Annotated in this window: 20 protein-coding genes; 10 read left to right on the plus strand and 10 right to left on the minus strand. The window is 69.0% G+C overall.

The window, feature by feature from the left end; genetic code table 11:
• Positions 1 to 57 precede the first annotated feature (57 nt).
• Positions 58 to 1,185 (plus strand): M15 family metallopeptidase, encoded by a 1,128-nt coding sequence (locus QRO03_RS16170; protein WP_285138518.1) that lies wholly within the window; start codon positions 58 to 60, stop codon positions 1,183 to 1,185.
• Between the two features lie 170 nt (positions 1,186 to 1,355).
• Here QRO03_RS16170 and QRO03_RS16175 read toward each other — a convergent pair whose 3' ends face one another.
• The gene (locus QRO03_RS16175; protein WP_285138519.1) at positions 1,356 to 2,609 is read right to left on the minus strand and encodes an LCP family protein; all 1,254 of its coding nucleotides are present in this window, start codon (positions 2,607 to 2,609) and stop codon (positions 1,356 to 1,358) included.
• 222 nt (positions 2,610 to 2,831) lie between these two features.
• Between QRO03_RS16175 and QRO03_RS16180 the strand changes: the two genes are divergently transcribed.
• The 3 genes from QRO03_RS16180 to QRO03_RS16190 all read left to right on the plus strand — a co-directional run bounded on the left by QRO03_RS16180 (position 2,832) and on the right by QRO03_RS16190 (position 9,684).
• Entirely contained in the window at positions 2,832 to 6,404 is a 3,573-nt protein-coding gene (locus QRO03_RS16180; RefSeq protein WP_285138520.1) for a S8 family serine peptidase, read from the plus strand.
• 230 nt (positions 6,405 to 6,634) lie between these two features.
• On the plus strand, positions 6,635 to 7,459 hold the full coding sequence (locus tag QRO03_RS16185) for a hypothetical protein (RefSeq protein WP_285138521.1): 825 nt from the start codon (positions 6,635 to 6,637) through the stop codon (positions 7,457 to 7,459).
• Positions 7,456 to 9,684, plus strand: a complete 2,229-nt coding sequence (locus tag QRO03_RS16190) for a UvrD-helicase domain-containing protein (RefSeq protein WP_285138522.1) — start codon at positions 7,456 to 7,458, stop codon at positions 9,682 to 9,684. The genes QRO03_RS16185 and QRO03_RS16190 overlap by 4 nt, the downstream gene beginning before the upstream one ends.
• Positions 9,685 to 9,696: 12 nt before the next feature.
• On the opposite strand, the gene QRO03_RS16195 is transcribed toward QRO03_RS16190, so the two are convergent.
• Entirely contained in the window at positions 9,697 to 10,716 is a 1,020-nt protein-coding gene (locus tag QRO03_RS16195; protein ID WP_285138523.1) for a pirin family protein, read from the minus strand.
• A complete protein-coding gene (locus tag QRO03_RS16200) occupies positions 10,713 to 11,051 on the minus strand; it encodes a GNAT family N-acetyltransferase (RefSeq protein ID WP_285138524.1) in 339 nt (112 codons plus the stop codon). Before QRO03_RS16200 ends, QRO03_RS16195 begins: the two co-directional genes overlap by 4 nt.
• A 368-nt stretch (positions 11,052 to 11,419) precedes the next feature.
• On the opposite strand from QRO03_RS16200, the gene QRO03_RS16205 reads away from it, so the two are divergent.
• The 6 genes from QRO03_RS16205 (at position 11,420) to QRO03_RS16230 (ending at position 17,798) form a co-directional block, all read left to right on the plus strand.
• Entirely contained in the window at positions 11,420 to 13,681 is a 2,262-nt protein-coding gene (locus tag QRO03_RS16205; protein ID WP_285138525.1) for a carbon starvation CstA family protein, read from the plus strand.
• An 11-nt stretch (positions 13,682 to 13,692) separates the two neighbouring features.
• Positions 13,693 to 13,929 carry a YbdD/YjiX family protein gene (locus QRO03_RS16210; protein ID WP_350224138.1) on the plus strand — a complete coding sequence of 79 codons (237 nt, stop codon included), beginning with the start codon at positions 13,693 to 13,695 and terminating at the stop codon, positions 13,927 to 13,929.
• Positions 13,930 to 13,942: 13 nt separating this feature from the next.
• Positions 13,943 to 15,115, plus strand: a complete 1,173-nt coding sequence (locus QRO03_RS16215) for a sensor histidine kinase (protein WP_285138526.1) — start codon at positions 13,943 to 13,945, stop codon at positions 15,113 to 15,115.
• Positions 15,112 to 15,807, plus strand: a complete 696-nt coding sequence (locus QRO03_RS16220) for a LytR/AlgR family response regulator transcription factor (protein ID WP_285138527.1) — start codon at positions 15,112 to 15,114, stop codon at positions 15,805 to 15,807. The genes QRO03_RS16215 and QRO03_RS16220 overlap by 4 nt, the downstream gene beginning before the upstream one ends.
• Positions 15,808 to 15,954: 147 nt before the next feature.
• Positions 15,955 to 16,347 carry a heavy metal transporter gene (locus tag QRO03_RS16225; RefSeq protein ID WP_285138528.1) on the plus strand — a complete coding sequence of 131 codons (393 nt, stop codon included), beginning with the start codon at positions 15,955 to 15,957 and terminating at the stop codon, positions 16,345 to 16,347.
• Positions 16,344 to 17,798, plus strand: a complete 1,455-nt coding sequence (locus QRO03_RS16230) for a sodium/solute symporter (protein WP_285138530.1) — start codon at positions 16,344 to 16,346, stop codon at positions 17,796 to 17,798. The genes QRO03_RS16225 and QRO03_RS16230 overlap by 4 nt, the downstream gene beginning before the upstream one ends.
• Positions 17,799 to 18,166: 368 nt before the next feature.
• Here the strand turns inward: QRO03_RS16230 and QRO03_RS16235 are convergent, their stop codons facing one another.
• The 7 genes from QRO03_RS16235 to urtB form a co-directional block, all read right to left on the minus strand.
• Positions 18,167 to 18,754, minus strand: a complete 588-nt coding sequence (locus QRO03_RS16235; protein WP_285138557.1) for a TetR/AcrR family transcriptional regulator — start codon at positions 18,752 to 18,754, stop codon at positions 18,167 to 18,169.
• The gene (locus QRO03_RS16240) at positions 18,754 to 19,308 is read right to left on the minus strand and encodes a TetR/AcrR family transcriptional regulator (protein ID WP_285138531.1); all 555 of its coding nucleotides are present in this window, start codon (positions 19,306 to 19,308) and stop codon (positions 18,754 to 18,756) included. Before QRO03_RS16240 ends, QRO03_RS16235 begins: the two co-directional genes overlap by 1 nt.
• Complete coding sequence (locus QRO03_RS16245; protein ID WP_285138532.1) at positions 19,305 to 21,002, minus strand: purine-cytosine permease family protein; 1,698 nt, start codon at positions 21,000 to 21,002, stop codon at positions 19,305 to 19,307. Before QRO03_RS16245 ends, QRO03_RS16240 begins: the two co-directional genes overlap by 4 nt.
• A gap of 74 nt (positions 21,003 to 21,076) precedes the next feature.
• On the minus strand, positions 21,077 to 21,757 hold the full coding sequence (urtE, locus tag QRO03_RS16250; RefSeq protein WP_285138533.1) for an urea ABC transporter ATP-binding subunit UrtE: 681 nt from the start codon (positions 21,755 to 21,757) through the stop codon (positions 21,077 to 21,079).
• The gene (gene urtD / locus QRO03_RS16255) at positions 21,757 to 22,533 is read right to left on the minus strand and encodes an urea ABC transporter ATP-binding protein UrtD (RefSeq protein WP_285138534.1); all 777 of its coding nucleotides are present in this window, start codon (positions 22,531 to 22,533) and stop codon (positions 21,757 to 21,759) included. The genes urtE and urtD overlap by 1 nt, the downstream gene beginning before the upstream one ends.
• A complete protein-coding gene (urtC, locus tag QRO03_RS16260) occupies positions 22,530 to 23,633 on the minus strand; it encodes an urea ABC transporter permease subunit UrtC (RefSeq protein WP_285138535.1) in 1,104 nt (367 codons plus the stop codon). Before urtC ends, urtD begins: the two co-directional genes overlap by 4 nt.
• Positions 23,630 to 24,514 carry an urea ABC transporter permease subunit UrtB gene (gene urtB, locus QRO03_RS16265; protein WP_285138536.1) on the minus strand — a complete coding sequence of 295 codons (885 nt, stop codon included), beginning with the start codon at positions 24,512 to 24,514 and terminating at the stop codon, positions 23,630 to 23,632. Before urtB ends, urtC begins: the two co-directional genes overlap by 4 nt.
• Positions 24,515 to 24,553 lie beyond the last annotated feature (39 nt).

Consider the following 24,553-nt stretch of genomic DNA (forward strand, 5'->3'; position numbering starts at 1 on the left):
CGCGGACCATCGGGCGGGGTCATGCCGCTTTCAGGATCCGGCGAGAGAATGGGTCGAGTGACGCCCCCCGATCCCTCGCTCTCGCCCCGCCGCGCCGCGCGCGCGGAGGCCGAGCGACTCGCGACGGCGGCGCTCGAGGTCACACCCCCGGTCGAGCCGGTGACGCGCCGACGGCTCCGCGCGGAGAGCGACGTCCCCACCGCCCGTCCGGGCGTCGGCATCCGAGCACTTCTCGCCGCCCCGGGCGGCACGCTCGTTGTACGCCGTCGTCGCGCGGGCGTGCTCGCGGCCGCCGTGCTGGTCGTGGTCGCGGGAGCCGTCGCGATCGGCGCCGCCGCCTCGGCGGGAGGAAGCGGAGAGGTGGCGCAGCCCGCAGCCGTCGACACGGTCGCCGCGTTCCAGGGACCGCCCGCCGTCCCGGCGGAGGGCCTCCCCGTCCCGCAGTTCGCGGCCGTCCCCGCGACCCCCACCCCGTGCGACGACCCGGCCTTCACCGCGGCCCTCGCCTCGGGAGACGACGCCGCCGCCATCTCCGCCGTCGGCGGGGGGAGCGCCTTCCGCGCAGCGGTGGCATCCGGAATCGCTCCGTGCGTCTCGCTGTCGGATCCGAACCGCGAATGGGTCGTCGTCAACAAACAGCGCCCCCTCGACCCGCTCGACTACCGCGCCGGGGATCTCGTCATGCCGCAGAACGTTCGCGCGCTCGAGGAGTCGGCGCTGCGTTCCGCTCCCGCGAGCGCGCTGACCGAACTGGTGCGGGCGGCATCCGATGCCGGGGCGGGCGAGATCGGGTACCTCAGCGCGTTCCGCTCGTACTCGACGCAGCAGTCGACCTACGCCGGCCGCGTCGACGTCGGCGGCGTCGAGGAGGCCGACCGCGAGAGCGCGCGAGCGGGCTACAGCGAGCACCAGACGGGGCTGGCCGTCGACATCGTGCCGTGCGACGGCTCCTGCGGGACCCTCGACGACATCGCCTCGTCACCGCAGGGGGCGTGGGTGCGGGATCACGCGTGGGAGTACGGCTTCATCACGCGCTACGCCGAGGGGCGTGAGAGCGTCAGCGGATACCTGCCCGAGGCGTGGCATCAGCGCTACATCGGTCGTGAGCTCGCCCGTGCCTACCACGAGGGCGGGTACACCACGCTGGAGGAGTTCTTCGGCCTGCCGGCGGCGCCGACGTACTGATCCCGGATGCCGGGAGTCCCTCGGGCGGGGCGGCCTGCGCCCGTCGACCTCTCCCGCGCTGCGGTGGGTCGGGCTCATCGGGGCTCAGGGGCCCGGCGCGAGGCGGAGGAGGCTGAGCCTGTCGAAGCCTCCGGTCCCGACAGTGGTCCGCGGCGGATGCCCGGGGCGCGTCAGTTGACGACGCCCGCGCTGCAGGTCTGCTGCGCCGCGCTGGATCCGCTGATCGAGGGCGGCAGCGCGACCGCCCCGGTCGACGGGTCGACGGTCCCCGGCTCGACCTCCTCGGTGGCTGGGGCATCCTCCGTCTGCGACTCGTCGGGGGTCGGGGTGGGGTCGGCCACCACGGTCCCGCCGTTGACGGCGACGTCCCCGGTCACCTCGATCGCCTGGTTGGCGGCGAGGGCGTCCCAGAGCACCTGCGCGGCGGACCAGTTGGGGGCGACGCGGTTGGGGTCGGACGGCGAGTCGACCGTCGGATACTGCACGAAGACGATGTCTTCGAACGGCACGTCCTTGACCGCCTGGGCGACCTGCACCAGCGTCAGGGGATTGGTGAGGCTCTGCGTCGGGGTGACGTTGCGGAGACCCGTGGATGCCAGACGGAACAGCGTCGCGGGATTCGACAGCACCTCCTCGCTGACGAGCTTGCGGGCCAATCGCGACATGTACTGCTGCTGGTTGCTCACGCGGGCGAGGTCGCTGCCGCCCACGCCGTAGCGGGTGCGGAGGAACTGCAGGGCCTCGACCCCCTGGATGGTGCGGGGCCCGGCCGCCCAGTCGATGCCCGTGTTCTCGTCGCGCATGTCGCTGGCCAGGCAGATCTCGACGCCGCCGATCGCGTTGGTGATCTCGATCACCCCGCCGAAGGTGACCATCGCGCCGAACTGGATCTGCTGGCCGCTCATGTCGGAGATCGCCGTGATCACGCACGACAGTCCGCCGTAGGTGTAGAGCTCGTTGATCTGCAGGTAGCCGCCGTCGAAGCGGCCGCCCTCGGAGGTGTCGCAGGGGGGAGCCTCGAACACCAGGTCGCGCGGGAACGAGACGACGGTGACCTTTCGAGGCGCGTCCGAGATGTGCACGAGGATGTTCACGTCGTTGAGTCGGCCCTCGGAGTCCGGACCCTCACAGCGCTCGCCGAAGAGGGCGATGAGGTTCTCCTCGCACGCGTCGATGCCGACGACCATCATGTTGACGCCGCCCTCGAGCCGGCCGAGGTCGGGTGGCACCGGCGGTTGGTTCTCGACGGCGACGGCCTCGTCGACGAATTCCGACGTGAGGTCGTAGGCGGTGTACGAGGCGACGCCGAGCGCCGACACGACCGCGACGACCGCCGCCACGGCGATGAGGGTGGCGAGCTGGCCGAGCGGATGCGGGGAGCGCAGGCGTGCGTGCTGTGCGACGGTGCGACGGCGCCGGGGCATGGCGGCTCCTCCTCGGGTTTCGTCGCAGTCTAGGGCCGCGGGTTCGCGACGACGGCGTGACGCGGCCCCGCCTCCATGTCGCGAAGGGCGCTCGATTCCCCCGTTTTTCAGACGGCGTCCAAACTGAGCATTGGTGATCAATCTCCTCTGGGTTATGTTTGTGCAACGCGCGCCAATGATGCCGCGCATTTCGCTCATTCATCCCCCCGTTTGGAGCGCACTATGGGTCGAACCCTGCGTTCGGTCGCGGCCATCACCCTGGCCGGACTGTTCACCGCTACCGGAGCCACCGCCGTACAGGCCGCTGACGTGGGCGCGGGGGTGACGCCCCCCACCCCCATCGAATCGTCGACGGGCCGCTACATCGTCGTGCTCGACGAGGCCCCCGTCGCCACCTACGGCGGCGGAGAAGCCGGCTTGGAAGCCACCAAGTCCGAGGACGCGAAGCTCGACCCGGACTCCCCGGCGGCCCGCGAGTACTCGGCATTCCTCGAGCAGCGCCAGCAGGATGTCGCCGATGAGGCCGGAGTCCGCCCCGACACGACGTACACCGTCGCGGTCAACGGCTTCAGCGCCTCGATGGACCCGAACCAGGCGGCGAAGCTCGCCGCGACCGAGGGCGTGCAGAAGGTCGTCCCCGACGAGATCCGCCACCCCGACGCCGTCCCCTCGACCGAGTTCCTCGGCCTCGAGGGTGACGACGGCGTCTGGCAGCGCGTCGGCGGAACCGATGCCGCGGGTGCGGGTGTGGTGGTCGGTGTGATCGACACCGGCATCGCGCCCGAGAACCCCTCCTTCGCGGGCGAACCGCTCGGCACCACCGCGGGCGACGAGCCGTACCTCGACGGCAACGACGTCGTGTTCCGCAAAGCCGACGGCTCCGACTTCCGCTCGCCCCGCGTCGCCGAGGGCAACGGCTGGTCGCTGTCGGACTACTCCACCAAGCTGGTCGGTGCCCGGTACTTCGACCAGGGTGCGGCCGCCACCGGATTCACGTTCGAGGCAGACTACGTCTCGCCCCGCGACGGTGACACCCACGGCTCGCACACGGCCAGCACCGCGGCCGGCAACACCGGCGTGGACGCCAACGTGGAGGGCGTGGACTTCGGCGCCATCTCCGGCGTCGCCCCCGCGGCCAAGGTCGCCGCGTACAAGGCGTGCTGGGCCGGCCCCGACCCGCTCGTGACGACGGACGACGTCTGCGCCCTGAGCGACCTGCTCGGCGCCATCAACGCCGCCGTCGAAGACAACGTCGACGTCATCAACTACTCGATCGGTGGCGGAGCTGCGAGCTCCACGTTCGCCCTCGAGGACCAGGCGTTCTTCAACGCCGCAGCGGCCGGCGTCTTCGTCGCCGTCTCGGCGGGCAACTCCGGCCCCGACGCGTCGACGGCCGACCACGCGTCGCCCTGGTACACCACGGTCGCGGCCTCCACGATCCCGACCTACGAGGGCACGGTCACGCTGCCGAACGGCTTCGAAGCCGCCGGCGCCTCGATCTCGGTCCCCGCGGGGCAGGAGGTCACGGCTCCCGTGGTCTACGCCGGCGACATCGCGGCATCCGGTACCGATCCGGCGAATGCGGCCCTGTGCCTGCTCGGATCGCTCGACCCCGCGCAGGCGGCGGGCAAGATCGTCGTGTGCGACCGCGGGCAGAACGCCCGCGTCGAGAAGTCGCAGGCCGTGAAGGACGCCGGGGGCGTCGGCATGATCCTCGTCAACGTCACCCCCGCCTCGGTCGACAACGACTTCCACGCGGTGCCGACCGTGCACCTCGACGCGCGGTACCGTGACGCGCTGCTGGCCTACGTGCGGGAGACCCCGGATGCCACGGCCACCCTCGTCGGAGAGAACATCACCGACGAGGTGACCCCGACCCCGCAGGTCGCGGGCTTCTCGAGCCGCGGCCCGATGCTGGCCGACGGGAGCGACATCCTCAAGCCCGACGTCTCGGCGCCCGGCGTCGCGATCCTCGCGGCAGCAGCCAACGCCCCCGGCGCCGAACCGGCGTACGAGTTCCTCTCGGGCACGTCGATGTCGTCGCCCCACGTGGCGGGACTCGCGGCCCTCTACTTCGGCGAACGCCCGCAGGCGACCCCCGCCGAGGTCAAGTCGGCGATGATGACCACCGCCTACGACACCGTGGACGCCGAGGGCGCTCCCGTCGAAGACCCGTTCGCCGAAGGTGCCGGGCACGTCGACCCGACGAAGTACTTCGACCCGGGTCTGCTGTACCTCAACGGTTCCGCCGACTGGGCGGCGTTCCTCCAGGGCAAGGGCCTGTACGACTTCGGCGTCGCGCCGATCGACGGCAGCGACCTGAACCTCGCGTCGATCTCGATCGGCTCGCTGGCCAAGCCGCAGACGGTGACCCGCACGGTTACCTCGACGCAGGCCGGTTCGTTCTCGGCATCCATCGAGGTGCCCGGAGTGGATGCCGTGGTCGAGCCCGCGACGCTGGACTTCGCCGCGGCGGGCGAGGAGAAGACCTTCACGGTGACCTTCTCGCGCACGACGGCCGAAGCCGAGCAGTGGGCGACCGGTTTCCTCACCTGGACGAGCGGCGACACCCAGGTGCGCTCGCCGATCGCGATCCGGCCGACGACCGCCGAGGCACCCGCCGAGGTGTCGGGCACGGGTCTGTCGGGTTCGGTGGAGGTGGGCATCCTGCCCGGGATCAGTGGCGAACTGCCCCTGAACCTGTCGGGTCTGAGCGCTCTCACCCTGCTGACCGACCCCGACAACCCCGTCGAGGGGCACTCGGGCGACCAGGACTCCGGTGACGCAGACGGCTACGTCCGGTGGGTCGTCGAGGTGCCCGAGGGCACGACGCTCTCGCGCTTCGACCTCGACTCGTCCGATGACGCCGGCAGCGACCTCGACCTGTTCGTCTCGCGTGTCGTCAGCCCCGACGACCTGCGGTACTACGAACGGTTCACCTCCGCGACGGCCTCGGCCGACGAGCAGGTGTCGCTGTCGAACCCGACCCCGGGTACCTACCTCGTCGAGGCGAACGTGTACTCGTTCACCGCGCCGTTCACGTGGGATATGACCTACGCCAACGTCGCCCCCGGCGGCGAGGGCCAGCTCACGGCGACGCCGAACCCGCTCACCGTGCAGCAGGGCGTCGAGACGACCTACGACCTGTCGTGGCAGGGCCTGGCTCCCCAGACCCGCTACCTCGGCGTGGTGACCTACGGCGAGTCGGCTGTGCAGACCGTCCTCGCGGTGGACTCGGGCGAGGCGGCGCCGGTCGTCGTCGAGGCCCCCACCGTGTCGGGCACGGTCGCGATCAACCGCACCCTGCGGGCGACCCCCGGCACGTGGAACCCCGCCGATGTGACCACGACGTACCAGTGGCTGCGTGACGGAGAACCCATCCAGGGCGCGACTTCGCAGTCGTACCGCGTCCAGCGCGCCGACCTCGGTCGCGTGCTGAGCGTGCGGGTGACCGCGACGTCGCCGACGACCGGGCTCTCGGGCACGGCCGACAGCGCGGGTGTGGCATCCGTCGTCACGTCGGGCGTCGAGGTGACGGTGAGCCCGTGGGTCGGGCGCACCACCGACACGTACAAGATCAACGTGAAGGTGCGGCCCGCCGGCGGCCCCGCGGCGACGGGCGACGTGGTCGTCACGGTGGCGGGCAAGGACTACCCCGCCACGCTGCAGGACGGTCGCGCGACGGTCACCCTCGACCCGCAGACGCGCGGCGCCAAGGTGGTCAAGGTCACCTACGGCGGCAGCACCACCGTGCAGCCCTCGAGTGCCAGCAGCGCGTTCATCGTGCTGCGGTAGTCACCGTCGGATCACAGCGGCGCCCGGGCTTCGGCTCGGGCGCCGCTGCGTCGTGCGGGTGGTCACGTGCACCGCGCCGCGATGAACGGGCACGACATGCGACGCCCCGATAGGCAGTAGGCGTCGATCAAGGAACTCGGCCTTGAGGCGCGAGGATCATCGAAAAGGCGCTCGGCGCAAATGCGATTCCTTCATCGATCCCATCCTGTGTATGTTGGCACGGGGGAACTGTGCATAATTTTTCTGAGGCCGAAAGTGTTCGAGTCGGCACCTCGCTCCAACAGGGCGATGTGATAGAGGCGACCGATGGCGAAGCTCCGATTTGGCAACGCTACCTGATTGTCATCACGGCAGATTGCGATCTTGCGCACAACAAACACAACGGTCGACTGACCTGCGTGCCGGCGCTAACGGTCGAGGATTACATCGCACGCGTCCACCTAGCGAAGCGGCGAGAGCTCGCAGCGGACGCGTTGATTGGGGAGCTTCAGCCCCATCTGGCAAATACTTCGGTCGCTAACGTTCCCGCCGCCCGACTCCGCGAGTGGATGGCCAGTGAGGAGCCGTCTGAAGTCGTCGAGGACATGGGCGTGACAGGCGAGCTGGCGGAACGCGTGTACGTAACGGGATCGACTGTTCGCGACGTTTCGGATACGGAGAGCTCGCTCGCGCGCGCTACAGACGCCCTCCTGCGGGGCGCAGTCCTCACGGGCTCGAAAGATCGTTCGGCCGCGGCCAGGGAACTGTCCGGCTATATAAAGAATGCTTTCAAATCTACGCCGGGGGATGCGCTGTTTCTCAGCGCCATTGCTCCGAGCCTGGACGGTGGGTTCTTCGCGTACCTGCGCCACCATGAGACCGTGTGGGCGACCGACATTGCGCTTGGAGTCGAGCGTGTGGCCTACAAGTATCGCCGGATCGGGCGCCTAAAAGAGCGTTACAGCTTGGCGCTTGTGCATAAATTTGCGGGAGTATTCATGTCTATCGGTTTGCCCGCTGAATACGAGGGATCTCGAGACGTCTATGCAGAAGTACTCCGGGAGGGGATCAAGTGAAATCGCTTGTGACGACTGTTCGAGCCCTGCGCGAACTCGCGGGAGGTACGGCAATAGACGCCGTTGCCGAGTCGACCACCCTCTCTTTGTACGCAGGATCTGACTTCGACGTCCTCGTTGCGCGGGGCGACGGCATAGAAACGCAACGCATCACATTTCGGGACGATGTGGGTCCGAGCTTCGAGGACCTAGTTCCAATAGGTCTCCGTAACAGGCGCCGGGAGGTTCTGAGTAGGCTTGCAGCCTTTGCGGAGCGCGCGCAGATCATGCCGTTCAGCTTGCCCCGCCCGTGGGGGCAATACCGAAGGGACAATTTCGTCGCCTTTTTCGCTGTGGCAGGCGGGGACCACCGTGCGTCCAGGTGGATTGCCGAGTTGGTTCAGGGTGACACAAATGATGTGCTCATCTGGCGCTGGACAAATTCCCAAAACAAAGAAGAACTGGCGGAGTTTGTCGATTCAGTCGCCGCGAAGCGAGATTCGTCAGACGATGACTGGCTCGCCGCGATAAACCAAGCCGAGATCGACTTCGCTGAATCCCGAAGCCTCAAGCCGGGTGATGTTGATCTATTTCTGCCCAGACTGAAGACTGTTGGGCACGATGACCAGTCATTCGCGGGCTGGTTAGGTGCTGCTAGCGATGAGCAGCGGTTATTCATAGAGTCGACGGTCGATAGGTCAGTTCGCTTGATGGGTCCGGCAGGATCAGGAAAGACGCTCGCCCTAACTTTGAAGGCCGTCCGAGAAGTGCTAGCTGGGCGGGAGAGAAATGACTCGCCTCGAATTCTCTTCGTCACGCATAGCTGGTCGCTTGCCGCTCAGATATCGGACAACGTAGAAGCGCTCGGGTTGGGGGCGGTCGATGAGATCGAAATTCTGCCACTCCTTGAAGTCGCTCAAAAGATTCTGCCTTCGCAAAACGCCTCGAAACTTTCGTTGACTGTTCTGGGTGATGACTCCCTCAGCGGGAAGCAGGCTCAACTGACCCAAATACTTGAGGTGATGGATGAGTTTCGCGAGTCGGAACTAATCACGTACGCCCGGGGGCTTTCAGCCTCTTTGCTGCTGCGACTGCAGTCCGAAACTGACGACATGCGTGCTGGCTTGGCTTGGGATTTGCTCATCGAGTTCGGCTCGGTTATCGGTGCCGCCGGCATTTTTCCCGGCGCTGGGTCGCTAGCGCGCTATAGAGGCACTCCTCGGTCGCCGTGGATGCTCGATCTTGGCACGGAACGCGATTTCGAAGTCGTTTTCAGACTGTACGAGAGATACATGTCGTCACTCGACGAGAGAGGTTTGATGACCTCTGATCAGGTCTTGGGTGACTTCTTAGGATACCTCATCAGTCATCAGTGGAATAAACTACGCAGGACAGAAGCCTATGATTTCGTATTTGTAGATGAGTTGCACTTGTTCAGTCCCTTGGAGAGTCGTGTTCTGCACTTCCTTACAAGTGACCCCTCAGTCTATCCACGCATTCTTATGGCGATGGATCCCCGTCAATCCGCGTCGGAAATGATAATCGGACCGACGGCCGACGCCACGCGGACAGATGGCCCGACGCAGCTCGACGTAGATCTTGGGGACATCGAAGATTTCCGCCTCACGTCCGTGCACAGGTTCACTCCGCAAATTCTTGAACTTGTGAAGCACATCCATCACGAGTTCCCAACGTTTGGCCTTGGCAAAGATTGGAGTGTGGACCTTTCGTCGGTAGAATCTACAAAAGAGTCAGGGCCCTTGCCTCGACTCACTCGGTCGGGGTCCCGTGAGGGTGAGGCGGGTGACATTGTGCGCGCTGTCCATGACCTCTACGCAAAAGGTCGCATGGCGATGGCCGTTGTCGACCCCCGCCAGTGGGCTCGGTATAGCGCAATTGCCAGCGAAGTCGGCAAGGCATCGAAATTCAGTGTCACCTCGGTGACGGGCCGTTCTGATATCGATGGAGTGGGCTATCGCCGACATGGCCTTGTAGTGGCGCCGGCCGAGTTCTTGGCGGGCCTTCAATTTGACTCCGTGTTGGTGGTCGGAATCCCGGACGTCAAGGACGGAGCGGCCGCAACCCACGAGTCAGTGCGACTGCTCTCACTCCTCTATCTGGCTGTGAGCCGTGCCGAGCGGGAGGTTAGGTTCTTCGTCAATCGAGACGACGGTCCAGAATCAGCTGTACTCAGCAAGGCCGTTGACTACGGGTTATTGGATGCCCACGTTGGCAGCGAGGTCTGACCCTCTTCCGGGCTAGCGGCGGCGTCGCGGCGTCAGCCGCACGGCCGGCAGCGGAGGCGCCGGAATGCGCTCGGGGCCGTGGTCGACCACCGCGCCGAAGCGCTCGGCCCGCGCCTCCCACGCCTCGCGGGCCTCGACGATCTCGTCGTGCGAACGCCCCACGAAGTTCCACCACATCACGATGTCGGCCTCGAACGGCTCGCCACCCAGCAGGAACACGCGCGCGCCCTCGTCGCTGCGGAGTTCGAGGTGGTCTCGGCCCTTGCCGAGGTAGATCAGGCGGGTGTGATCGACGGATGCCGTCGTGCCCGGTACGACCGCAGGAGACGACCGCCGCGCGGCGTCGGCGTCGGTGGCATCCATTCCCGTGACGGCCACGGCCGTGCCGGTCATGCCGTAGACGGCGTACTCCCAGTCCTCGCGGAGCGGGACGCGGACGCCGACCCCGGCCGGCAGGCGCAGTTCGGCACCCACGATCGGGGTGTGCACCGTCGCGGGCGATTCGACCACGCCCAGCGAGCCCATGACGACGACGGCGTCCGCCCCTCCGCCGAGGTCCAGCACGGGGAGGTCTTCGTGCCGCTCGAAGGCGGGCCCGCCGTGGCGGCGGGACTCCGGCAGCGCCACCCACAGCTGCAGGGCGTCGAGCGGGATCGGCTGCTCGCCCACCGAGTACTCCGAGTGCGCGATCCCCGCACCGCTCGTCATGAGGTTGAGGGCGCCGGGGCGCACCACGACGTCGCTGCCCACGGCATCCCGATGCCGCACCTCGCCGATGATCGGCCAGGTCACCGTCTGCAGGCCGATGTGAGGGTGCGGTTCGACGCGCATGAGCGTGGCCTGCGGGCCGAAGCGATCGAGGAAGCACCACGCGCCCACCATGGGGAGTGAGCGGTGGGGGAGGGTGCGGTGCACCTCCATGCCGCGCACGCCGCCCAGCGGCACCTCGCGCGCCTCGACCACGAGCGCCCGCGGTCCGTCGCAGTCGATCGGACCCTCGGATGCCGGGGGCGCGACGTCGAGTCGGGTCACGACGGTTCGCCGGGCCCCGCAGAATCGGCCGCGTCGGCGTCGTTCGGCCACTCGACGACCAGACCGGGCACGTCGTGCTCGCGCAGGTAGTGCGCCACGAAGGGACAGGAGGGGATGACGGTGCCGCCGCGACGGGCGAGATCGCTCAGCGCCTCGCTCGCCAACGTCGTCCCGAGACCGCGGCCCTTGAACGCTGGATCGATCTCGGTGTGGGGGAGGTTCAGGCGGTCCTCGCCCGCGGGGCGGAACGCGAGGAACCCGCCGAGTTCGTCACCCACGTGGATCTCGTAGCGGCGTTCGTCCTCGTTGCGGGTCACGGTCAGTTCATCGGCCATCGGCGTCTCCTGTCGTCGGTGTCCACAGCAACGTACGTCGGGCGCGCGGTGTTCCGCACCCCCTCGACACCGCCGCGTTCCTCGTCCTCATGCGCGGGTCGCTTCCGGGCGTACCGGCGTCCGCCGCGGAGGGGATTCCGCGAAGGGAGGAGTGTTCGCCGATGCGCCGTCCTCCCCTCCAGGAATCACCTCCCTCCACCGCCGACGGAGCCCGGGTCCCGCCCGCCCGCCCGGCCGGATCAACCCCGCGCAGACCGTTCGTCGCACCGTTCGCGCCGCTCATCGCACGACCGACGGATGCCGCTGGCCCGCCGCCGTGGCATCCGCTTAGCCTGCCCGAGTCCGCAGTGCCGCGAGCAGGAGAACCGATGAGCGCTTCCGTCGACGACGACATCGTCACCGATCCGAACCTTCCCCCCGTCGCCGTGGAGCCCGAGAAGCTCCGCAGCCGATGGACCCCCGCCAAGATCGCCCTCTGGATCGGCATCGCCCTGCTGGGCGGTCTCGGTTGGACGATGCTCGCGATCGTGCGCGGTGAGACGGTGAACGCGATCTGGTTCGTGTTTGCAGCCGTCTGCACCTATCTGATCGGGTATCGCTTCTACTCGAAGGTCATCGAGCGCTTCATCGCGCGACCCGACGACCGCCGGGCGACGCCGGCCGAGCGCAAGCAGGACGGCAAGGACTACGTCCCCACCGACCGCCGCGTGCTCTACGGTCACCACTTCGCCGCCATCGCCGGCGCCGGCCCCCTGGTGGGCCCCGTCCTCGCCGCGCAGATGGGCTACCTGCCCGGCACGATCTGGATCATCGTCGGCGTCATCCTCGCGGGAGCCGTGCAGGACTACCTCGTGCTCTTCTTCTCGATGCGCCGCGGTGGCCGCACGATCGGACAGATGGCCCGCGACGAGCTCGGCAGGATCGGGGGGACCGCGGCGATCCTCGCGAGCCTGCTGATCATGCTGATCATCGTGGCGATCCTCGCCCTCGTCGTCGTCAACGCCCTGGGCGAGAGCCCGTGGGGCGTGTTTAGCGTGTCGATGACGATCCCGATCGCCCTCTTCATGGGTCTGTACCTGCGTTTCATCCGCCCGGGCCGCATCACCGAGATCTCGATCATCGGATTCGTGCTCTTGATCGCGGCGATCGTCGCGGGCGGCTGGGTCGCCTCGACCGAGTGGGGCTACGCGGCCTTCCACCTCGACCGCACCGTCATCGCGTGGGGCATCATCGTCTACGGCTTCGTGGCCGCAGTGCTGCCGGTCTGGCTGCTCCTCGCTCCGCGCGACTACCTCTCGACCTTCATGAAGGTCGGTGTGATCGTCATGCTCGCCGGCGCCATCGTGCTCGTGCGTCCCGAGATCTCTGTGCCCGCGTTCAGCGAGTTCGCCGGCGGTCAGACGGGCCCGGTGTTCAGCGGTCCGATCTTCCCGTTCCTCTTCGTCACGATCGCGTGCGGCGCATTGAGCGGGTTCCACGCTCTGATCGCCTCGGGCACGACGCCGAAGCTCGTCGAGAAGGAGCGACAGACGCGCTTCATCGGCTACGGCGGAATGCTCATGGAGTCGTTCGTCGCGATCATGGCGCTCGTCGCGGCCCTGTCCATCGACCGCGGGATCTACTTCGCGATGAACTCGTCGCCCGCGGCGACGATGGGCACGGTCGAGGGCGCGGTCGCGTTCGTGAACGGCCTGGGTCTCGCGGGTGTGAACCTCACGACCGACATGCTCACCTCCACGGCCGCGGCGGTCGGTGAGAGCTCGATCGTGTCGCGCACCGGCGGCGCCCCGACGCTCGCCCTGGGTCTCGCTCACATCATGCAGCAGGCCCTCGGCGGTCAGGCGATGATGGCGTTCTGGTACCACTTCGCGATCATGTTCGAGGCCCTGTTCATCCTGACGGCGGTGGATGCCGGAACCCGCGTGGCCCGCTTCATGCTGCAGGACTCGATCGGCACCGTCATCCCGAAGTTCAAGGACCTGTCGTGGCGCCCCGGCGTCTGGATCTGCACGGCGGTCATGGTCGCCGGCTGGGGGTCCATCCTCATCCTCGGTGTGACCGACCCGCTCGGCGGCATCAACACCTTCTTCCCGCTCTTCGGCATCGCCAACCAGCTGCTCGCCGCGATCGCCCTGGCCGTGGTCCTGGCGATCGTCGCCAAGCGCGGTCGGCCGTACTTCCGCTGGCTGTGGATCGTCGCCGTGCCGCTGGCCTTCGCCGCGGTCGTGACCATCACGGCATCCATGTACAAGATCTTCTCGCCGGTACCGGCGGTCGGATACTGGGCCAACCACTTCGCGTTCCGCGGGGCGCTCGCCGAGGGCAAGACCGAGTTCGGTACGGCCAAGAGCGTCGCGGCGATGGAAGCGGTCGTGCGCAACACGTTCGTGCAGGGCGTGCTGTCGGTGATCTTCGTCACCCTCGCGATCATCGTCATCGTGATGGCCGTGATCGTGACGGTGAAGGCCCTGCGAAACGGCGGTGGCGAGAACCTCGAGGACGCGGCCGTCCCCTCGCGGCGGTTCGCGGCGGCAGGCTTCGTCGCCACCAAGGAGGAGCGCGAGATCGAGAAGCAGTGGGACGCCCTGCCGGCCGACCACCCCGACCGTCCGTCCGTCTCCTCCCACTGAGCGTGCCCACCATGACCGACATGGATGCCACGACCCCCGGCCCCCTGCAGCGCTTCGGCGCGCGGGTGGTGCGGGCGGGTCGTGGCATCCGCTGGTACGTCACGACCCTCATGGGCGACCGCGCGTACGACGTGTACGTCTCGCACCTTCGCGCCCAGCATCCGGATGCGACGCCGCTGACCGAGCGGCAGTTCTGGCGGCAGCGCACCGCCGAGCAGGATCGCAATCCGGGCGCCCGCTGCTGCTGAGTAGGCTTCGACAATGCTCGATGCCCCGCTGCTCGCCGGTGCTGCGGGCGTCGTCGTGGGCGTCGCGATCACCCTCGTGCTGGTCTTCGCCCGGCGATTCGCGCTCGCTCCGCGCGACCTCGGGAGCGACGCCGAACGGGCGACCCACCGCACCCTGCACGTGGCGGCCGCGGCGGCGGCGGCCCTTCGCGGCGGACGGGATGAACCGGATGCCGCGCGCGCGGCGAAGCACCTGCGCGTCCTCCTCGCCGCCGACGCGGTCGCGATCGTGGAGTCGGCGGCCGACCGGGTCGCGGTCGACGGTCCCGAGGCGCTCGCCGCGCCCGCGCGGCGCGTCGCGGCCCGGGTGTACGAATCGGGGCGTCGGCAGGTGTTCACCGAGTCCGGCGAGGCCGCCGTGGGTGCGCCGATCGTCGTCGACGGGCGGGTGTGGGGCGCTGTGGTCGCCTTCGCCGCCGACGTCCGAGCGCCGCTCGTGCGGGCGACGGGCGACGTCGCCGATTGGTGCGCCGCACAGATCGAGCTCGCGGGTCTCGACGCCTCACGGGCGGCCCTCGCGGAGGCGGAGCTGAGGGCGTTGCGGGCGCAGATCAGCCCGCACTTCATCTACAACGCGCTCACGGCGATCGCGTCGTTCATCTCCACCGACCCGCCCCGCGCGCGCGACCTCGTGCTCGAGTTCGCCGACTTCACGCGCTACTCCTTCCGGCGGCAGGGGGAGTTCACGACCCTGTCGGAGGAGCTGCGCAGCATCCACTCCTACCTCGAACTGGAGCGGGCCCGCTTCGGAGACCGCCTGACCGTGCGCCTGCGCATCGCCCCCGAGACGCTCGCCACCGTCATCCCGTTCCTGTCGGTGCAGCCGCTCGTCGAGAACGCGGTGCGCCACGGTCTCGAGCGACGCGAGAACGGCGGGGTCTTGACGGTCACCTCGGTCGACGACGGCACGCACACCGAGGTGATCGTCGACGACGACGGAGTGGGGATGGACCCCGACGAACTCGCGACGCTGCTCGATCTCGACGCATCGTCGTCGCACGTCGGTCTGCGGAACGTCGACGCGCGGCTGCGGCAACTGTACGGTCCGGCCGGGGGACTGGTCGTCGAGACGAACGTCGGATCGGGCACCTCTGTGCGCCTGCGCGTGCCCAAGTCGCAGCCGCAGCACGAGACAGCACGCGCGTGAGCGTCGCGGTGCTGGTGGCCGACGACGAGGCTCCCGCCCTCCACGAGCTCGCGACGCTGCTCGCGGCCGACCCGCGGGTGTCGGTCGTGCACACGGCGAGCGGAGGGGCGGAGGCGCTCCGGGTGCTCGAGCGGGGCGAGGTGGCGGTGGCGTTCCTCGACATCCACATGCCGGGGATCACCGGATTCGATCTCGCACGGTCGCTGGCGGGGCTGCGCGTTCGCCCCGCGGTGGTGTTCGTGACGGCCGACGAATCGGGGGCGTTGCGCGCCTTCGACCTCGAGGCGGTCGACTACGTGCTCAAGCCCGTGCGGGCGGAGCGGCTGTACCGCGCGCTGGGCCGGGCGCTGGCATCCGGTGCCGACCCCGTCGACGAGACGATCCCGGTCACCGTCGGATCCACCACACGTCTCGTGCGGCGCGCCGACATCCGCTGGGTCCAGGCCAACGGCGACTACTCGCGGCTGTACACCCCCACGTGCGACCACCTCGTGCGCGTTCCGCTGTCGGACCTCGCCGACCGGTGGGCCGACGCCGGCTTCGTGCGCGTGCACCGCTCGTACCTGGTGCACCGCGACGCCGTCACCGAGGTGCGCCTCGCGGGGTCGGCGCCCACCGTCGTGCTCGCCGAGATCGAACTGCCGGTGAGTCGACGCCTCATACCGGCCGTGCGCGACGCACTTCTTCGCTGAACCCTGCGCGGCGGGCCCCGGGCACCGCGCCCCGCGCGTATCGGCGGCACCCGCCGTCCGAGTCCCCGCGTCGACGCGGACGACGGGCACCCGCCGTCCGCCTCCCCGCGTCGACGCGGACGACCCCGGATGCCACGATGGGATGCCATGACCGACGATCCGCGCCCCCTTCCGCGCGTGCGGGTCACGGCATCCACCGCGGGTCGGGTGTCGCGGCCGGCGACGCGCGGCTTCGCGCTGCCCGGGAGGGAGGCCGACGAGGCCGACGAGGTCTTCTCACGCGGACTGGTGCGCGCCCAGCTGCGTCTCGCACTCGGGTGCGTCGCGGCTTTCCTCGTCGTCGCCGCAGCCCTCGTCGGGGTGATCGCGGCGCTGCCGACCCTCGGCGATCCCACGGTGTGGTCGGTGCCCATGTCGTGGCTGCTCCACGCTTACGGGTTCTATCCGCTGATCCTCGTCTTCGCCCTCATCTACGCCCGGGCCGCCGCGCGCAATGAGCGCCGGTACCGGCAGCTCGCCGATCCCGAGGATGCCGTGTGAACCCGGTGCTCGACCTCGCCGCGGTGGGGCTGCTCGTGGGGACGACCGCGGTGCTGGGATTCGCCGGCATCCGCTCCTCCCGCACGCGCAGCGACTTCTTCGTGGCCTCGCGCAGCGTCGGAAGCGTCTGGAACGCCTCCGCCATCAGCGGGGAGTACCTGTCGGCCGGCACCTTCCTGGGCCTCGCGGGCCTCGTGCTGTTGTCGGGGGCGGAGGGCTTCTGGTTCCCGATCGGCTACGCGGCGGGGTACCTGCTGGTGCTGCTCTTCGTCGCGGCGCCGCTTCGCCGGAGCGGGGCGTACACGATCCCCGACTTCGTCGAGGCGCGGTTGGAGTCGCGTGCGGTGCGACGGGTGACGAGCCTCGTCGTGCTGGTGATCGGGTGGTTGTACATCGTGCCGCAGCTGCACGGGGCCTCGCTCGCCCTCGGCGTGGTGGCCGACGTGCCGCGGTGGACGGGCGGGGTGCTCGTGGCGGTGCTCGTCGCGGGCATCGTCGCGGCGGGCGGCATGCGCGCCATCACCGCGGTGCAGGCACTCCAGTACTGGCTGAAGCTCACCGCGCTGCTCGTCCCGGCGGTGTTCCTGCTCGTCGCGTTGTCGGGCGGGGGCGCCGACATCGATCCCGCGCGCGTGTTCCCCGCCGAGAGCGGGCCGGGCGCGATCGACGCCTACGCCACGGTGTCGCTGCTCCTGGCCCTGCTGCTCGGCACCATCGGCCTGCCGCACGTGCTCGTGCGGTTCTACACGAGCCCGAACGGGGCGTCGGCCCGGCGGACCACGGTGGTGGTCATCGTGCTCATCGGTGCGTTCTACGCGGTGTCGTCGACGATGGGGCTGATCGCGCGCGTCGTCGCCCCCGACCTGGCCGTCCCCGGCGTCGCCGACACCGTCGTGCTCGCCCTCCCGTCGCGGGTGTTCCCGGGGCTGGTGGGGGAGCTGCTCACCTCGCTGCTGGTCGCGGGGGCCTTCGCCGCGTTCCTCGCGACGTCGTCGGGGCTCGTCGTCTCGCTCGCCGGGGTCGTGAGTCAGGACGTGTTCGGCGGCGGAGTGCGCTCCTTCCGTCTCTCGGCGGTGCTGTGCACGGCGGTGCCGCTCGCCGTCGCGCTCCTCACCGAACCCGCGGGGCTCGTCGCGAGCGTCGGCCTGGTGTTCGTGTTCGCCGCGTCGACACTGTCGCCGGTGCTGCTGCTGGGCGTGTGGTGGCCGCGGCTCACCGCGCGCGGCGCGGTCGCGGGCATGGTGGTCGGTGCGGTGTCGTGCGGCGCCGCGCTGCTGGCCGGTGGCGCGCTCCGCGGCATGGGCGGGTGGGCCGTGATCGTCACCCAACCGGCCGCGTGGACGATCCCCCTGACGACGGCGGTGATCGTGGCCGTGTCCCTGCTCGACCGCGGGGGAGCGCCGGCGCGGGTGGAGCGGTACCTGGCGCGGCTGCACACGCCGGACGCGTAGCGGGCGCCCGGACTCCGGCGTCGGCCGCGGACGACCTGCTGGCACGGGACCGCGGGGGTACGGGGCGTTCGGGGCGGCCGTCGGCCCGGCGTCGGGGCCACGGGGTCACGCATAAACACGATCCATGCGCGTAAACACGCTGGCGTCGTGTTTACGCGCACCGATAGCGTTTATGCCGGCCCGCTGCCCGGGTCAGCCCGCTGCCCCGGCGGGCGAGACCACCCGCCGTCCGCTCCCGCCACCCCACCCCGCTCTCGCCACCCACCCCGCTCTCGCCACCCCACCCCGCTCTCGCCACCCCACCCACGCATGAACACGATCCATGCGCGTAAACACGCTGTCGTCGTGTTTACGCGCACCGATCGTGTTTATGCGTGGGGCCGTTCCGCAGCCCGCCCCCGCAGCGGGTCCAGCACGGCTTCGGCCGCCCACGCCGCGGCATCCGCGATGTCGCGCCCGCGCATACCGAGCTCGTGGCGCATCGTCACCCACGTGGTCGAGGAGTCGAGGTGGCTCAGCGCCGTGACGATAGCGAGGCGTTCGTCGTCGTCGAGACCCGTGACCTCTCGGTCGAGAAGGCGCTCGAACTCCTCGCGGTGCGGGGCGGGGTCGGCGCCGTTGACGCCGCGCATCGCCGTCTCGGCGACGACGTGCGCCAGCTCCGGGCGGCGCTCGTAGGCCGTCATCGCCTCGCGGATCGCGAGGGGCACGTCGAAGATCGATTCCGACGCGGCGCGCGAGAAGACCGTCGACTCGATCCACGCCGCGGTCGCCAGCAGCAGGTCGGCGCGGGCGGGGTAGTACCGGAACACGGTGCGCTCGCCGACGCCTGCGCGCGACGCGATGATGCGGAACGACACGTCGTCGGTGCCGACCTCCTCGATCAGTTCGGCGTAGGCGACGAGGATCGCGGTCTCGGTGCCGGGGGCGTTCTGCTGCGTCTTGCGCGCCGTCATCACGCCGCCCGCGTCGCCCCGATGGCGGCGGGCAGCACGCGGTCGACGGCGCGATCGAACAGGCGCGCGGTGGTCTCGGCGTCCGCGTCGAAAGAGGTGCGCAAGCGCGCCCAGTACATGGCGGAGGCGAATGTGCGCAGGGTCGCGGCCGCGCGGAGGGCGTCGCGACGGTTCAGGTGCGGAGCCGTCTCGGCCAGCATGGCGACGATGGCTTCGGTGAGGACGGATGCCGATCGCTGGCCCGTCGGCGAGAGCGCCGCGCCGCGTGCCGCCACGAACGCCAGCGCGGGCTGGGCGTCGTAGGCGCGGAAACGCACATGGACCGCGTCGCGGAACTCCGCCAGCGTATGGAACGAGCCGAGGGGGAGGTGCTCGTCTTCGACCCAGACCGCGAGCGCCTCGAGCAGGTGCGAGCGGGTGGGGAAGCGGCGGTACACCGTGCGCTCCGACACGTCGGCGAGCTCGGCGATGTCGGCGTACGAGATGTCTTCGAACGTGCGCTGCCGCAGCAGCAGAGCGGCTCCGGCGAGCACGGAGGGCGCCTCGTCGTTCATCGCTCCACCTCGGTCTCGTCGCGGGTGGCGGTGACGGGCTCGGGGGGAAGCACGTAGCGATCTGTGTCGTCGAGCGTCAAGGCCAATGACGACACGTACTGCACTTCTCCCCCGGGGCCGGTTTCCGCCGAGACCAGCATATCCGGCCGTTCGAAGACGTAGCCCGTGACGTGACAGCGTAGGCGCTCGCCCGAGGGGTTTCCGTCCTCGTCGAGGAGGGGGAGGGGGATGCCGTCCGAGCGGCGGCGCAGGTAGTACCGGCCGCGGGTGATCACGGCCATGGCGGGAGTGACCACCGCTGCCACGCCGATCGCGACGAGCACCGAGAGGGGTTGCATCCCCGGTCCGAACACGCCCGCAAAGCACAGGAGGGAGGCGATGGATGCCAGGCCCACCGACACCGGTCCGACCGGGTTCCAGTCGTGCAGCATCCCGCGACGGAACTCGGGGAAGCGGGGCGAGAGGCGCAGGAGGTGCTTGTTGACGACGATGTCGACCGAGATCGTCACCAGCCACGCCATCACGACGTTCGCGTACAGGCTCAGAACGAACGAGATGAGGCTGAACACGTCCATCAGCATGAGCGAGAGGGCGATGACCAGGTTGAAGACGACGAACACCGTGCGGCCCGGGTATCGCTTGGTTGCGCGGGTGAAGACGTTCGACCAGGCCAGCGATCCCGAGTAGGCGTTGGTGACGTTGATCTTGATCTGCGCGACGACGATGAGCAGCAGCACCAGCACCAGCGCCAACCACTCCGGCAGCAGCGACTCGTACAGGCCGAGGAACTGTTTGACCGGCTCGACGGCGTCATCGTCGATCGACGGGTCGATCTTGGTGATCAGGTAGACGGCCAGGAAGATCCCGATGATCTGTTTCGTGCCGCTGAAGATCACCCAGCCGGGTCCGCTGAACACGAACGCCGTCCACCACGACCGCCGGTTGGCCCTGGTCAGGGGCGGCATCACGCGGATGTAGTCGATCTGCTCGGCCAGCTGCGGTGTGAGGGCGAAGCACACCGCGGCGCTGGACGCCACGGCGCCCAGCGAGATCGTGCCGTCGGATCTTCCGGCGAACGACCAGAAGCCCGCGACGGCGCTCGGCTGCGAGATGAGCACCCACGCCAGCGGCAGGAGGGCGAGCACCAGCCAGAGGGGGGTCGTCCAGAAATGCAGGCGTTCCAGCGCGCGCATTCCGAAGATCACGATGGGCACGACGACGACCGTCGAGATCACGTAACCGATCGGCAGCGGGACCCCCGCGGCCATCTCGAGTCCCTGCGCCATGATCGCGCCCTCGAGCGCGAAGAAGATGCAGGTGAATCCGGCGAAGATGATGGTAGTGATGATCGACCCGTAGTACCCGAATCCCGATCCCCGGGCGATGAGGTCGAGGTCGACGTTGTACCGGGCGCCGTAGAACGCGACCGGGAACCCCACGGCGAAGATGATGACGGATGCCACGAGCACCCCGAGGGCCGCATTGGTGGCACCGTGCTCGAGGCCGATGCTCGCCCCGATCGAGAAGTCCGCGAGGAAGGCGATGGAGCCCAGCGCCGTGGCACCGACGGACACCGCGCTCCACCGCCGGAACGAGCGCGGGACGTAGCGGAAGGCGTAGTCCTCGAGACTGTCCTCGGCAGCGGCGCGCGCGTCACCGCGGTGCGGCCCGCCCCCGGTCGTCCGTCCCCGCACGCAAGCCTCCTTCTGTCACGGGGATCATGGCGGTCCCGCGTTTCGCCCGCGTTGCCGCGGCAAGACGAAACGCGTCAGATCGCCATGGCTTCGCGCACAGCGCCCACAGCATCAGCTCCGCCTTCGCCGCTGACGGCCACGCGACCCGACTTCACGACGTAGAAGCGGTCGGTCGAGCGCAGCGCGAAACCGACGTGCTGCTCCACCAGCAGCACCGACAGGTCACCCCGGCGGGTGAGGTCGATGATGACGCGTTCGATGTCGGCCACGATGTTGGGTTGGATGCCCTCGGTCGGCTCGTCGAGCACGAGCAGGCGAGGCTTGGTCAGCAGCGTCCGCGCGATCGCGAGCTGCTGGCGTTGACCGCCCGACAGCAGACCCGCGCGGCGGGTCGAGAGTTCCCCGAGCACGGGGAACAGGCTCAGCACCTCGTCGAGATCGGACTGCTTCTTCATCGTCAGCTGGAGGTTCTCGCGGGTGGTGAGCTGCGGGAAGCACTGCTGCCCCTGCGGGACGTAGCCGAGGCCCCGGTCGACGCGTTTCGAGGGCGGCATCCGCGTGACGTCTTCACCGTCGAGCAGCACGCGACCGCGCATGACGGGGAGCAGCCCCGTGGCGACGCGCAGGAGTGTCGTCTTCCCGGCGCCGTTGTGACCCATGACCGACACCGCCCCGCCGGTCGGCACCTGGATCGTGACGTCGTGCAGCACCTGGGTGCGGCCGTAGCCGGCGGTGACGCCGATGATCTCCAGCATCAGTGATTCCCCTCGTTCTCGACGGCGGCGTCGGCGGCCGACCCCAGGTACACGGTCTGCACGCGCGGGTCGGCCTGCACCTGCTCGACGGTTCCCTCGGTGAGCAGCGCGCCGGCGTGCAGCACGCTGACCCAGTCGGCGTAGGCGCGGACGAAGTCCATGTCGTGTTCGATCACCACGACCGTCCGTTCGGCGCCGATGCGGCGCAGCAGCTCGCCCGTCTCGTCGCGTTCATCGCCGTTCATGCCGGCGACCGGCTCGTCGAGGAACATCACCCGGGCGTCCTGCACGAGCAGCATCCCGATCTCGAGCCACTGCTTCTGCCCGTGGGCCAGGATGCCGGCGGGGCGGTCGCGAAGATCCTGCAGGCCGATGGTCTCCAGCGCCGCCTCGACGTACTCCGGAACCGAGCGGCGGGCGAAGGCGAGCTGCCACGCCTTGCGATGCAGGCCCCCGGCGATGTCGAGGTTCTGCAGCACCGACAGCTCGTCGAACACCGTCGCCGTCTGGAACGTGCGTCCGACGCCCGCGCGGACGATGCGGTTCGTCTTCATCGCCACGAGGTCACGGCCCTCGAACATCGCCGAGCCGGTGGCCGGAACGAGGCCGGTCAGGGCGTCGACGAGAGTTGTCTTTCCGGCGCCGTTGGGGCCGATGAGGAAGTGCACCTCTCCGGGACGCAGGGTCAGGTCGACATGGTCGACGGCGACGAAGCCGTCGAAGGAGACGGTGAGGTCGGACACCTGCACCGACGCGTCACGGGTGCCGCGGCTCATGCCAGCTCCTTCTCGGGGACGGACACGCGGTCCTCGGATGCCGGAACCCGGCGGCGCCGGAGCGACGCCACGGCCGTGCCGACCAGCGAGGCCAGCCCGCCCGGCAGGAACAGTGTCACGAGGATGAAGACGAGTCCCAGCACGTACACCCAGCCCTCGGGCCAGCTCGAGGCGAGGCTCGACTGGCCCCACCCGATCGCCATCGCGCCGAGCACCGGACCGAACAGTGATGCCCGGCCGCCGAGCGCGACGCCCGCGATCATGAGGATGGATGCCGAGGCCCCGATCTCCTGGGGGGTGATGATGCCGACGATGGGGACGAACATCGCCCCGCCGATGCTCGCCATGACCGCGGCGATCACGAAGGCGACGAGCTTGATGTTCGCAGGGTCGTACCCGAGGAAACGCACCCGCTCCTCGGCATCCCGGGTGGCGAGCAACACCTCGCCGAAACGGCTGCGTCGCAGCTGCCACGACACGAGCATGCAGACGATGAGCAGCCCCGCGGCGATGAGGAAGAGCATGAGTTTGTTGGCGTCGTCGTCGAGCAGGTAGCCGAAGAAGGACGTGAAGCCGCTCAGGCCCGTGTCGCCACCGGTCTCGCGGATCGTCGAGCTGATGAGCACGGCGAGCGCGACGGCCAGCGCCTGGGTGAGGATCGCGAGGTAGGCGCCCTTGACGCGCCTCTTGAACAACGCGAAGCCCAGGATGCCGGCGACCACCACCGGAAGCGCAATGATCGCGATGAGGGTGAACGCCTCGCTTCGGAACGGCTCCCAGAACGCGGGAATGGATGCCAGGGGGTCGTACAGGATCATGAAAGTCGGCGTCGCGCCGGGACCGGCGGTCTCCAACGTCAGGTGCATCGCCATCGCGTAGGCGCCGAGGCCGAAGAACACGCCCTGGCCCATGACGAGCATGCCGCCGCGACCCCAGACCAGTCCGATTCCGACGGCCACGATGGCCCATGTGCAGTACTTGCCGAGGTTGTTGATCCAGTGCGGCGACAGCACGAGCGGTGCGACGACGAGCAGGAGTACGGCGAAGACGGCGATACCGATCAGCGAGCCCCATGGGGCGAGCCTCTTGATGACGCTCATGCGAGCCCCCTGGTGCGGACGGAGAACAGCCCCTGCGGGCGGATCTGGAGGAAGACGACGACCAAGGCGAAGGCGATGACCTGCGCGAGGCTGCCCGTGGTCCAGTCGGCGAACAGCGACATGGCCACGCCCACGGCCCAGGCGGCGATCACCGTGCCGGCGATCTGCCCGATGCCGCCGGCGACGACGACGAGGAAGGCCGGGATGATGTACTGCGCGCCCATCTGGGAGTTCGTGCCGCCGATGAGGGATGCCGCGACCCCTGCGACACCGGCGAGACCCGAGCCGACGAAGAAGGTCAGGCGGTCGACCGACCGGGTGCGCACGCCGACAGTCTCGGCGAGGTCACGGTTCTGCACGGTGGCACGGATGCGGCGCCCGAACGAACTGAGCTTGAGCCACGCGGCGAGTGCCGCGACACAGGCGGCGGCGAGCACGATCGTGAAGACCTGACGCAACGGCCAGGCGTATCCGAGCACGTCTACCTGGCCTTGAAGCCATTCGGGGTTTTCGACCGGAACGCCCTGGGCGGGGAAGATCTGCAGCGCGATCTGCTGCAGCACGAGTGAGACGCCGACCGTCACCAGGAGCGTGTCGAGTGGTCGCCGGTACATCCAGCGGATGATCGACGCCTCCAGGAGCAGGCCCAGCAGGCCCGCGATGACGAAGGCGATGGGGAGAGCCAGCGGAATGGAGATGTTGCTGTCGGGGATGACGAGCTGGGTGAGGTAGGCGACGAAGGCGCCGGCCATGATGAACTCGCCGTGTGCCATGTTGATCACCCCCATCTGCCCGAATGTGAGCGTGAGGCCGAGGGCCGCGAGCAGCAGGAGTGCGCCCAGTGCCGTGCCGTTCAGCAGGGGCGGGATGAGTGCGTCCATGCGGTACCTCCCTTCTGTCGAGGTAAGTGGTGCCGTGAC

This window comes from Microbacterium sp. lyk4-40-TSB-66 (genome assembly GCF_030209475.1).
In the GTDB taxonomy this organism is placed as follows: domain Bacteria; phylum Actinomycetota; class Actinomycetes; order Actinomycetales; family Microbacteriaceae; genus Microbacterium.